General features: G+C 43.8%; 6 protein-coding genes. 4 read left to right on the plus strand and 2 right to left on the minus strand.

Annotated features, from left to right (window positions below; all coding sequences use genetic code 11):
- The first annotated feature begins 139 nt into the window (after positions 1 to 139).
- Entirely contained in the window at positions 140 to 7702 is a 7563-nt protein-coding gene (sprA, locus tag J5A56_RS12905; RefSeq protein WP_036920254.1) for a cell surface protein SprA, read from the plus strand.
- A 177-nt stretch (positions 7703 to 7879) separates the two neighbouring features.
- Here the strand turns inward: sprA and cysK are convergent, their stop codons facing one another.
- Positions 7880 to 8851 (minus strand): cysteine synthase A, encoded by a 972-nt coding sequence (gene cysK, locus J5A56_RS12910; protein ID WP_211815605.1) that lies wholly within the window; start codon positions 8849 to 8851, stop codon positions 7880 to 7882.
- Between the two features lie 173 nt (positions 8852 to 9024).
- Here cysK and J5A56_RS12915 point away from each other — a divergent pair, with 173 nt between their 5' ends.
- The 3 genes from J5A56_RS12915 to J5A56_RS12925 all read left to right on the plus strand — a co-directional run bounded on the left by J5A56_RS12915 (position 9025) and on the right by J5A56_RS12925 (position 12307).
- Entirely contained in the window at positions 9025 to 9843 is an 819-nt protein-coding gene (locus tag J5A56_RS12915) for an AAA family ATPase (protein ID WP_021672670.1), read from the plus strand.
- A gap of 19 nt (positions 9844 to 9862) precedes the next feature.
- Positions 9863 to 10876, plus strand: a complete 1014-nt coding sequence (locus J5A56_RS12920) for a DUF4435 domain-containing protein (protein WP_021672669.1) — start codon at positions 9863 to 9865, stop codon at positions 10874 to 10876.
- A 129-nt stretch (positions 10877 to 11005) separates the two neighbouring features.
- The gene (locus tag J5A56_RS12925) at positions 11006 to 12307 is read left to right on the plus strand and encodes an alpha-L-fucosidase (RefSeq protein ID WP_021672668.1); all 1302 of its coding nucleotides are present in this window, start codon (positions 11006 to 11008) and stop codon (positions 12305 to 12307) included.
- Between the two features lie 404 nt (positions 12308 to 12711).
- On the opposite strand, the gene J5A56_RS13960 is transcribed toward J5A56_RS12925, so the two are convergent.
- Complete coding sequence (locus tag J5A56_RS13960; protein WP_432757723.1) at positions 12712 to 12999, minus strand: AAA family ATPase; 288 nt, start codon at positions 12997 to 12999, stop codon at positions 12712 to 12714.
- Between the last annotated feature and the right edge of the window lie 2 nt (positions 13000 to 13001).

The following is a 13001-nucleotide window of genomic DNA, read 5'->3' on the forward strand; positions in this document are numbered from 1 at the left end:
AATGGAGAGGGGCGTGATTACCGCCTACAACTGCACTTTGCTGTATGTTAAGGCTTATCATCGGTTATAACAATCCACCGACTCCAACACATCCCCTCCTTTGGAGGGGCTTGGGGAGGTATCCAATCAACCATTCTTCTTGAAAAGAAAGCATTACATATCTATCCTTATCATCATATTTCTTGGCAGTATCGGACTGTTAAGCTGGGGACGCTCAGCACTTAGTTTTGCACCTCTTGCGAAACTGGTCTACACGGTAGCACCACCAGATACGGTTAAGAAAGCGAAACCTATTGAAGTGGAGATTGACGAGGAAACTATCCCTGACTCTCTGCTACATCCTCGTTGGAAGGTGCAACGCACAACACCTGTTACCTACGACGACCTCAGAGAGAACTCTACCGACCTTATCCGACCTGAGAATATGCGACAGACTGTGGAGTATAACGATTCTCTCGATCGCTATATCATTGGTTATAAGATTGGCAAAACCTACGTGATGGCGCCTATTATGATGACACCAGAGGAGTATAGGAAATGGACAGAGAAGCGTAGCTTTGCTGATTACTATCGCTCAAAGAATCAAGAGATACTGAAGGAGAAAGGTAAGGATAAGTTTGATTTCACTGATATGCAGTTCTCACTGGGTCCTGCTGAAAAGATCTTCGGTCCCGGTGGTGTACGTATCAAGACACAGGGTTCGGCTGAACTGAAATTCGGTGCAAACATCAAGAACATTGACAACCCATCACTTCCTATCCGTAATCGTAAGACAACGGCAATGGATTTTGATGAGAAAATCAACGTCAATGTGAATGGTAAGGTGGGTGACAAGGTGAACATGAACCTTAACTACAACACCGATGCAACCTTCGACTTTGATGCACAGAACTTCAAACTAAGATATGAAGGTAAGGAAGATGAGATTATCAAACTCGTTGAGGGTGGTAATGTGACTTTTCCTTCTAACAACTCTCTCGTACAAGGAGCATCAGCACTCTTCGGTATACGTACTGACATGCAGTTTGGTAAACTGAAATTACAGACCGTATTATCACAGAAAAAGAGTTCTAACAAGAGCGTTAGCTCACGCGGTGGCAAACAGCTTACACCATTTGAAATTGATGCTGCCGACTATGAAGAGAACCGCCACTTCTTCCTTTCACAATACTTCCGTGACAACTATGATGTGGCTATGAAGTCACTGCCTAACCTCAAGACAGGTGTTACGATTAATCGTGTGGAAGTATGGGTGACGAATAAGACTGGTACGACCAGCAACACACGTAACATCGTGGCGTTGACCGACCTTGGCGAAAACAAGAAGATTAGCCGTACCGACTTGTGGGGAACGGGTACAGGAGCAGTCCCTACGAACAATGCCAATACAGAATACAGCACAATCACACAGACCTATCCTGCTGCTCGTGACATTGACCAAGTGACAGGTATCCTTGATGGTGCAGGACTTGTTGGTGGTAACGACTATGAGAAATTGGCTAATGCTCGACTGCTCAATAGTTCTGAATATACTGTCAACAATGCTTTGGGTTATATCTCATTGAAGAGTGGATTACAGACTGATCAAGTTTTAGCGATTGCCTATGAATACACCTACGGTGGTGTAACCTATCAAGTAGGTGAGTTTGCCAGCGACCGTACCAATATCAACGAGGCACTCTTCGTCAAATCATTGAAGAACACCAGCAATAATCCTAAGCAGGGAAACTGGGACTTGATGATGAAGAACGTCTATTACCTTGCTTCAAACATTGAGCGCGATAAGTTCCGCCTTGACGTGAAATACCAGAGCGATACAACTGGTGTTTACATTTCGTATATCCCTGAACCACAGGTAAAGACCCAAACACTCATCAAACTTCTCAATGCTGACCGATTGGATAATAATAACAATCCACATTCCAATGGTTATTTTGACTACGTGGAGGGTTATACCATCAGCAACGGACGTGTATTCTTTCCGATGGCCGAGCCTTTCGGTAACGGACTTCGCAAAGCCTTGATGGATAAAAGAGTTACGGCTGCCATTGCAGACAAGTATGTCTTCGAGCAACTCTACGACTCGACAAAGACTATCGCAAAGCAGATTGCCGAAAAGGATAAGTTCGTCCTTGTTGGTCAGTATCGTGGCTCGGCAGCAAATGTAATTTCCCTTGGTGCCTACAATGTTCCACAAGGATCGGTGGTAGTAACAGCGGGAGGTGTAACCTTGAATGAGGGTTCTGACTATAGCGTTGATTACAGTGCCGGCGAGGTGACTATCCTTAACCAGAGCATCATTGATGCAGGTACGGCTATCAACGTATCGTTGGAAAGCCAGAGTGCTTACCAACAGGAACGCAAGACGATGATAGGTGTAAACTGGGAATACGACTTCTCGAAGGATTTTCAGATTGGTGGTACATTCATGCACCTGTCTGAACAGCCATTGACAACAAAGGTGAATATGGGTTCTGAACCCCTCAACAACACCATTTGGGGACTGAACATCAACTGGAAGAAAGAGAGGCAGTGGCTTACAAATATGCTCAATAAGATTCCTTTCCTACACGTTACACAGCCTTCTTATATCACCTTCTCTGCTGAGTTTGCACAGTTATTGGCTGGCCAGAGCAAGGGAACACAGGACAACGCTTCTTATCTCGATGACTTTGAGGGAGCAAAGACAACCATCGACGTAAGTCAGCCTACCTCTTGGATTATCTCCAGTGTACCATCAGACTTCCCTGAGTATTCAGATAAAACAACCCTTCGTAGTGGCTTCAACCGAAGTCTTTTGGCATGGTACACTATCGACCCACTCTTCACTCGTCGCAGTAGTTCACTGACACCGGGACACATTAAGAGTGACCTTGAGCAGCTCTCTAACCATTATGTACGTGAGATTCCAGTTACTGAATTGTTCCCAAATCGTGATAGAAACTATAGCGGTTCTATCTCTACATTAAATATTCTGAACCTTGCCTACTATCCTTCTGAGCGTGGACCGTATAACTTCAATCCGAATATTGACGTTAACGGACACCTCACGAATCCTACTGGAACATGGGGAGGTATGATGCGTAAGTTGGACACTAACGACTTCCAAACTGCTAACATCGAATATATAGAGTTCTGGATGCTCGACCCATTCATCTACTCTAACCAACTACCGAATGCCAATCAGTATGGTGGTGATTTCTATATCAACCTTGGTGAGGTGTCAGAGGACGTTCTGAAAGACGGTAAGAAATTCTATGAGAGTGGTATGCCAGTAGATGGTAGCTCGTCATGGACAACAACACAATGGGGTAAAATCCCAACACAAAGTACGATTACATACGCCTTCGCAACTTCAAAGGGTAGTCGCGCAAAGCAGGATGTCGGCTTTAACGGTCTGACAGATGAAGAAGAACAACAGTTTGCTTCTTATCAGAACTTCCTTACAGCAGCTCGTGCCAATACTAATCAAGCTGTTTTTGACTCGATATGGGCAGACCCTGCCAATGATGACTACCACTACTTCCGTGGCTCTGATTGGGATGCAAAGAAGGCTTCTATCCTTGAACGATATAAGCGCATCAACAACCCACAGGGTAACTCACCAGACAATGACAACAACAACGAGCGTTACGATACCTCGTATAAAACAACGCCTGATGTAGAGGATATCAATCAGGACTACACGCTGAACGAATATGAGAAATACTACCAGTATCATATTAGTATTCGTCCACAAGACCTTGTCGTAGGTCAGAACTTCATTGTTGATAAGCGTGTAGCCTCAGCCCCACTGCGTAAGGGTGGCTCTGAACCTGTCACATGGTATCAGTTCCGTATTCCATTGGAAGAGTTCCAGAAGCGTGTGGGTAGCATCAGTGGCTTTACCAGCATCCGCTTCATGCGTATGTTCCTCACTGGTTTCGCAAAACCTATCGTACTCCGCTTTGGAACCTTCGACCTTGTAAGTGGTAAGTGGCGTCAGTATCAGCAGAACCTTACCAACTCTGCAAGTAATTCGGGTACAATGTCAGTGAGTGCTGTGAGCCTTGAAGAGAATAATGACAAGGTTCCTGTGAACTATGTATTGCCTCCAGGTATTCGTCGTGGACAAGACCCTAACCAGCCACAATTGGTTGAGGAGAACGAACAGGCACTCTCAATGGTTGTAAACAATCTTGGAACAGGTGAGTCAAAGGCTGTCTATAAGAATACAACTCTCGACCTTCGCCAGTACAAACGTTTGCAGATGTTCGTACACGCCAACGCCTTTGAGCAAAACACTACTAATCTTACGGATAACCAGTTGGCTGTGTTCATCCGCTTGGGTTCTGATTACAAGAACAACTACTACGAGTATGAAATTCCTTTGAAGCTGTCAGCTCCAGGCCATTATGACATGTACACTGGTCAGGAACGTCGTATCGTATGGCCAGAGGAGAACATGCTCGACATACCATTGAAGTTCCTCACCTCCGTGAAGAAGCAACGTAATCAGGCACGTGGTGCAGGAACAGCAAGCTATAATCGCGCTTTCTCTGTTTATGATACGGACCGTCCTGCTAACAAAGTTACTGTGATGGGTAACCCTACATTGGGTGAAGTAAAGACGATGATTATCGGTGTTCGCAACCTTTCCAGCAGTCAGAAGAGTGGTGAGGTATGGGTGAATGAGCTACGCTTACAGGAGTTTAATAACGAAGGTGGATGGGCAGCAAGAGGTCAGCTCAACCTGCAACTCTCCGATTTCGGTACTGTGGATGTTAATGCCAGCCATAGCACTGATGGCTTTGGTGGTTTGGAGCAGGGTGTTAACGAGCGACAGCAGGAGTCTAAAACAGATGTTTCTGTTACCACAAGCCTTGAGTTAGGAAAGTTCTTCCCTGATAAGGCAAAGGTTTCTGCACCGTTATATTACAGCGTTACCAAGAGTGAAAATCGTCCTAAGTACAATCCACTCGACACGGATATGGAATTAAAGGATGCCCTTGACGGTACTGCTAATCGTCAGGAGCGTGACTCTATCGAGTCGATTGCCGTTACGAAACGACTGACAACAAACTTCTCTTTGTCTAATGTGCGTGTCGGTATTCAGACAAAGAATCACCCTATGCCATACGACCCTGCTAACTTCTCATTCTCTTATAGCCATTCTCACTCTCACACATCAGGCGAGACAACGGTTTATGAGAATGAAGACAACTGGCGTGGTGCGCTGAACTATAACTGGACACCAGTCTATAAGCCTTGGGAACCTTTCAAGAAACTTATCAAGAGTAGATCGAAATGGTTTGAAATCCTCAAGCGTTTTGGCTTGAACTGGTTACCACAGAACGTTACCTTCAACACCGAAATGGTACGTAACTATTACGAGCTACAGGAGCGTGATATGGAGTCGACTGAGAATAGTCTGCTCCCACTCACCTTCAGCGAACAGTTCCTTTGGAACCGTGACTTTACTCTGCGTTGGGACTTGACACGCAACCTCCACATGAACTTCCAAAGTGCAACACATGCCGAAATAGAAGAACCTTACACACCTATCAATAAAGACCTCTATGCCGACCGCTATCAGGCATGGAAAGACTCAGTGTGGACAAGTATCAAGCACTTCGGTACACCACTCGACTACCAGCAGAACTTTACGCTTTCTTATCAGCTTCCGCTCAATCTCCTACCTATTTTCGACTGGGTGAACGCTGATGCAAACTATAACGCATCCTATACTTGGGTGCGTGGAACAAAGCTTGATGATGGTACCTCCCTTGGTAACACCATCACAAGTAATCGTGCTTTGAACATCAACAGCACCTTTAACTTTGAACGACTTTATAATCATATTCCTTTCCTCAAGAAGACCAATGAACGGTTTAACCGTGCTCGTCCGACTCGCCCTAAACTAACAGCAGAACAGAAGAAAACTGAGAGGGAAAAGAAAGAAAAAGAAAGAAAGGAGAAAGGGCAAGATGACGACAAGAAGAAAGCACTGCCTAAGAACCAGAAGAGCTTTGAAAAGGAAATCGTTATCAATGCCGATTCTGCTATCCTTGTCCCACATGGCAAGAATACAAAACGCCTTATCGTTTCGGCTAAGGACGAAAGAGGAAAGGCACTCAAAATTAAGTATCGTAAGATAGGTGATACACAGTTGAAAGTCTTCAACCGTACAGACTCTGCCATCCGCATGAAACTTACCGTAACGCCTAAGGAACCACTCGATAATAAGGGTTGGTATAAGACGGCACAATGTGTGGCACGTGCGCTGATGATGGTACGTTCGGCAAGTATTTCTTATCGTGACCAATATGCAATGGCACTGCCTGGCTTTATGCCAACGGTGGGTGATGCCTTTGGACAGACACGTGGAACAGGTGCTTTATCGCCTGGTCTTGACTTCGCATTCGGTCTTATTGATGATGACTATATCGGTAAGGCACGTGATAACAACTGGTTGCTTATGAACGATAGCGTGGCTACACCTGCTGTAACGAATCGCACAGAAGACTTACAGATTCGCATGACACTTGAACCATTCAAGGACTTTAAGATTGACCTTACTGCCAGTCGAATGCAAACAACCTCACGGAGCATCCAATATATGTACACGGGTACGCCTACAACACAGAGCGGTTCGCTCACCATGACAACCCTCTCGTTAGGTACAGCCTTCGAAAGTCAGGGAAATGCAAATAACGGCTACCATAGCCCAACGTTCAATCGTTTCGTGCAGTCACTCGATACCTATCGTAATCGTGTGGAGGCACAATATAACAATGCGACTTACCCTGCTTCCTTTGGTGGCGGACATTTCAGTCCGGCAGTAGGTACTGTTAATAAGTATAGTGCTGACGTTATGGTTCCTGCTTTCCTCAATGCTTACACCAGCATGAGCGGAAACGGGCTCAATATCTTCCCTACACTGCGCAGTATGTTGCCTAACTGGTCTATCCGTTATAGTGGTCTCTCTCGTTTGCCATTCTTTGAACAGTTCTTCAAGAGTGTCAATATCAATCATGCTTACCGCAGCATCTTTGCTATCGGCTCTTATCAGAGTTATAGCACATGGCAAGAATACATGAACGGACTCGGTTTCATTGCTGATGCTACTACAGGTGCTCCAATCCCAAGTTCGATGTATAACATCTCACAGGTGAGTATCAACGAGGCTTTCTCACCACTCCTCGGTGTTGACCTTACCTTACAGAACAACCTCACTGCACGCTTAGAATATCGCCAAACACGTGTTCTGTCGCTCTCTATGACGAGCGTACAGTTGAATGAAGCCTCATCAAAAGACTGGGTCATCGGTATCGGTTACAGAATCAACGACTTCAACCTCTTTAATAGTGGTACACGACGTGTGGTTAAGGGTAAAAAGAAGAAAACAACAGAAACCTCACAGCAGGACAATAGTTCTTCTCGTCAGAATAACGGATTGAACCGTGACCTCAACTTACGTCTTGACATGAGCTACCGCCAGCAAGCATCGCTCACACGTGATATTGCTTCACTCACATCGGCAGCTTCAAGCGGTAATACTGCGTTCAAGTTCTCTTTCTTAAGCGATTATACCTTGAGCCGTTTGGTTACAGCCAGCCTCTACTACGACTTACAGATCAATACTCCGCTCCTCTCGTCAGGCAGTTATCCAACAACTACCCACGACTTCGGTGTGAGCCTTAGACTTAGTCTGACAAGGTAAACGCATGTTGAAAAGTAAAAAGGTAAAAAGTAAAACGTTAATGCTCATAGTCCAAACCTCAAACGTCAAAACTCAAAGTTCAAAGTTCAAAGTTCAAAGTTCAAAGAAAAAAACAGACTGCCTTGTCTTGAAGGCAAAAGCAGTCTGTTGGGAAAGTATTTTAGAATTTGGAAAAGACTAAAGAGGATACTCGTCAAAGGCGTAAAGAACTGTTGAAAGATAACGCTCACCTGTATCAGGCAGCAACGTCACAATCGTTTTACCTACATTCTCTGGGCGCTTAGCAATCTCTGCAGCAGCAAAGGCAGCTGCTCCCGAAGATATTCCGACTAACAAGCCCTCCTGTCGTGCCAACTGACGACCAGTAAGGATTGCTTGATCATTCTCTACTTGGAACACTTCGTCAACATACTTATTATTATATGTGTTTGGTATGAAGCCTGCACCAATACCTTGAATCTTATGCGCTCCACTCTCTCCACCGCTCAAGACAGGCGATGAACTTGGCTCAACTGCAATAACCTTTACATTTGGATTCTGTTCCTTGAGATAACGACCAATACCGCTAACCGTACCACCAGTACCCACACCAGCCACAAAGATATCCACCTTACCATCTGTATCACGCCATATCTCTGGACCAGTAGTAAGATAATGGCGTTCTGGATTAGCCTGATTCTCGAACTGCTGAAGGATAACACTACCCGGAATCGTATCACGCAACTCCTCTGCTGCCTTGATAGCACCTTTCATACCATCCTTGCCATTTGTCAGTTTCACCGTGGCACCGTATGCCTTCACAAGATTACGACGCTCCACACTCATGGTCTCAGGCATAGTAAGAATAAGTTTATATCCCTTCACTGCTGATACCAATGCCAAACCAACGCCAGTGTTTCCACTGGTTGGTTCAATAATAGTATCTCCGGGCTTTAAGAACCCCTTAGCCTCAGCATCCTCTATCATAGCCAATGCTATACGATCCTTCACACTGCCACCGGGATTGAAATACTCTATCTTTGCGAGAACAGGTGTGTCAACTCCTTTCTCAGCAGAGAATTTATTAAGTGCTAACAGTGGCGTATTGCCTATAAGTTCTGTGAGTTTTTTACTATCTTTGCCATATTCTTTGGAGTTATGTTTCTTAATAATTCTTTGTTTACGGATGCAAAGGTACGGACATTTACTGATATGTGAAATACACTCTTTATGTTATTTAGCATACCACAAATATGGTATTTACATTAAAATAAGACTTTCCTATTGCCATTCACACAAAAAACCTTATATTTGCATTACTATTGTCATAAAAATCTACGATTATGCAGAAATACGCAGATTACATAGAAGAGATTGAGATTGACTCGCTTTGGAGTGGAAAGAAACACATCCGATGGACATTAGACCGACAGGTGAATATCCTGAGTGGTATTAATGGTGTTGGTAAGAGTACTATTCTTAATAAGGTGGTACGGAGTCTGTCGCAGGGAGGTGAGTTCCCCAGCCATTCGCTGAAAGGTGTCCGTCTAAAGGTAAGTCCTAATGATGCACGATGGATACGCTATGACATCATCCGTTCGTTCGACCGACCACTGATGAACTCGGATAGTATCAGCAAGATAAACATCGACCTTGTTACGGAACTTGACTGGCAGCTCTTCCAGCTTCAGCGCAAATATCTTGACTATCAGGTGAACATCGGCAACCGTATTATCGAGACATTACAAAGTGGTGAAGCAGATGCTACAGAGAAAGCACAACAGATATCACAACCTAAGAAACGTTTCCAAGATATATTGGACGACCTCTTTACCGAAACAGGTAAGAAGATTATCCGCTCTGAGAACGAGATAAAATTCTCTTCATTAGGTGAAGTCCTCGCCCCTTATCAGTTGTCAAGTGGCGAGAAGCAGATTTTGGTTATCCTACTAACCGTATTGGTTGAGGATAATGAGAGCTATGTTCTCTTCATGGATGAGCCAGAAGTGAGTCTGCACGTAGAATGGCAGAAACGATTGATTGACCTTATCTTAGAACTAAATCCGAATGTTCAGATTATCCTCACGACACACAGTCCGGCTGTCATTATGAACGGATGGATTGACCGTGTGACGGAAGTAACGGACATAACCGACAACTGATTGTCATAAGGAGGGAGCGATGGGAAGAAGACTGAGCGAAAACCTGTCATCGGCATATATTGATGCTGCGAACCGACTGAATGGTAAGCGAGCACGGAGAAAGATTATCGCATACGTAGAGGCGTATGATGATATCTTCTTTTGGCGCACTGTTTTAAGTGGGTTTGAGAATGAAGAACGTTATTTTGAAGTGATGTTACCTTCGCGATTGAACCTTAGCAAGGGAAAGCGGTCGGTATTGATGAACCTCGTTTCACAGAATATTGGTGAGAATATGATTGCTTGCGTTGATGCAGATTACGACTATCTATTACAAGGAGTTACCCAACTTTCCGATGAGGTGAACAACAATCCATATGTTTTCCATACCTATGCTTACGCTATTGAAAATCTACAATGCTACGCACCGAGTCTGCATGATGTGACGGTGGCTGTAACACTCAACGACCATTCAATCTTTAATTTCGAAGAGTTTCTGAAACTATACAGCGAGAGCATACACCCGCTCTTTGTCTGGAGTATCTGGCATTATCGAAAAGGCTATCATCGAAAGTTTACTATCTCTGACTTTAATCGAGTTGTGGAGATTGGTAATTTCTCTCTGCAAGGGGCAATAGAAAGTATTCAACGGCTACGCCATAAGGTGCAGATGCGTGTACGACAACTGCAAAAGGAGAATCCGAACGCAAAGGATAGCTATCTAAAACTAAAAGACGAACTGCGTTCCTTAGGTGTTACACCTTCAACAACCTACTTATATATACAAGGTCATCATCTCTTTGATAATATCATCGTACCAGTCTTGAAACGAGTATGCGACCTTCTTGTGCGTGAACGTGAAGACGAGATTAATCGCAATGCAGTACACGATACGCAACGTCGCAACGAACTATCAAGTTATGGCCATAGTACGGAGGCGATTATCCCTATGCTCCGTCGTAATGTTGGTTATACCAACGCTGAACCATTCCTAAGATTGAAAGAAGATATCAATACATTTTTGAATCCACTGACACAACAACCAACAAACTAAGTCCTTCTGTTTTCTTCATAACATTACCCTACCCCATACTTGTGTCTATACTTTCTTTACTAAGTGGGGCATTATCTGCTGTAGTTTTATTATCTTTGTACTCAGAAATCTAAACAACAAAATTCTCACATGAAGAAGACTCTACTTTTGATCCTAACACTGCTGACAAGTTATGTCGGTATGGCACAAGAGACTTACCAGCCAACGGCAGAGAATCTCAAAGCACGCGAACAGTTTCAAGACGATAAGTTCGGTATCTTCCTACATTGGGGACTCTACTCAATGATGGGTACAACCGAATGGATTATGACCAACAGGGATATCAACTACAAGGAATACCCTAAGTTAGCTAAAACCTTCTATCCTTCAGAGTTCGATGCTGATGCGTGGATTAAGGCTATCAAGGCTGCTGGTGCAAAGTATATCACGATTACCACTCGCCACCATGATGGGTTCTCCCTCTTTAAGACTGCTACCAGTACTTATAACTCTGTTGACGGTTCACCTTTCAAGCGTGATATTATCAAAGAATTGGCTGATGCCTGCAAACGACACGACATAAAGCTGCACCTTTATTATTCACACCTCGACTGGGGACGTGAGGACTATCCTGTGGGTAGAACGGGAACTGGAACGGGTCGACCAAAAGAGAAGGCTAACTGGCCAAGCTATTACAAGTTTATGAACACGCAGTTGACAGAATTGCTCACAAACTATGGAAAGGTGGGTGCAATCTGGTTTGATGGTTGGTGGGATCATGACAGTGATGCCAAGCCTTTCGATTGGCAGTTGGAGGAGCAGTATGCTTTGATTCATAAGCTACAGCCACAATGCCTCATTGCTAACAATCATCACCATACTCCTTTCGCTGGTGAGGATATTCAGATCTTTGAACGTGACCTACCGGGTGAGAACAAGGCTGGACTGTCTGGACAGAGCATCAGCCGGCTGCCATTGGAGTCATGCCAGACTATCAACGAGCATTGGGGGTACAACATCACTGACACCCTCTACAAATCACCAAAGGAGCTGATTCAGATGCTTGTTCGTGCTGCTGGTAAGAATGCCAACCTCCTGCTCAACATCGGTCCAGAACCAGGTGGTGCTCTCCCTGCTCTTGCCCTCGACCGCCTTCAGGCTATCGGTGAATGGCTGAACAAATATGGTGAAACCATCTATAGCACTCGTGGCGGCATCGTTACTCCACACGAATGGGGAGTAAGTACACAGCGTGGCAACAAACTCTACATCCACATCCTAAACTGTATGGACTCCAGTCTCTTCATCCCTACTGGTAACCACAAAATCAAGTCCGCCACCGTCTTTGGCACCAACAAGCGTGTCAACTTCACAAAGACAGGCAACGGCATCACCCTCAACTTCGACACCGTCCCCACTGACATTGATTATATCGTTGAGTTGACGTTGTAAGATAGGCTTTCATAAGCTAACATCTTTAAAAAACAACCTGCAGTAACCGTTTGGTTACTGTGGGTTTTCTTTATATGTATGAATAGCTTTCTTCCTCAAAAGTATTTGCTATTGATTATCAATAACTTATATTTACACGATACAAATAAGATTCCTCAATTTAAGTAATATCGATTAGAAACCATCTTAAATGTTACTTCTTAACTTTTATTTCATCATTTTCTTATAATGCGTTTCATATCCTTCTATTTCAAATAATAGCCTAAATGCTTCTAGAAAATTATCATAATTAAATTCCTTAAAGTCATATATATTCTGTCCAAGAGAATGAGATTCTCTATTTATATATCGATTAAAAGCTTGAAATCTAATATCTTTTAATTTTTCTGAATTGAATGTATTATTTAGATCTCTCTTCTCAACGAAATTAAAAAATACTCAATAATATTTCTCATGCAATTTGCAATAAGAGCAGGTGCAGAATCTCTATTCTTGATGATAGACCAATATGCCTGATAGTCACTTTGAATTTCTTCGTAGCTCATCGATTTTATATGGCTTCCTTGACGATCTTTATATAACCTTATTAAAGTTTGGGAAGCATGTCTCTTCTCTCTATTCATTTCCGTCATTTCATAGAAGAAGTAAAGGCTATGTGTTAATATAAACACCTGTTCGCAACGGGTTCTAATAT

The sequence above is a fragment of the Prevotella melaninogenica genome, assembly GCF_018128065.1.
Lineage (GTDB): Bacteria > Bacteroidota > Bacteroidia > Bacteroidales > Bacteroidaceae > Prevotella.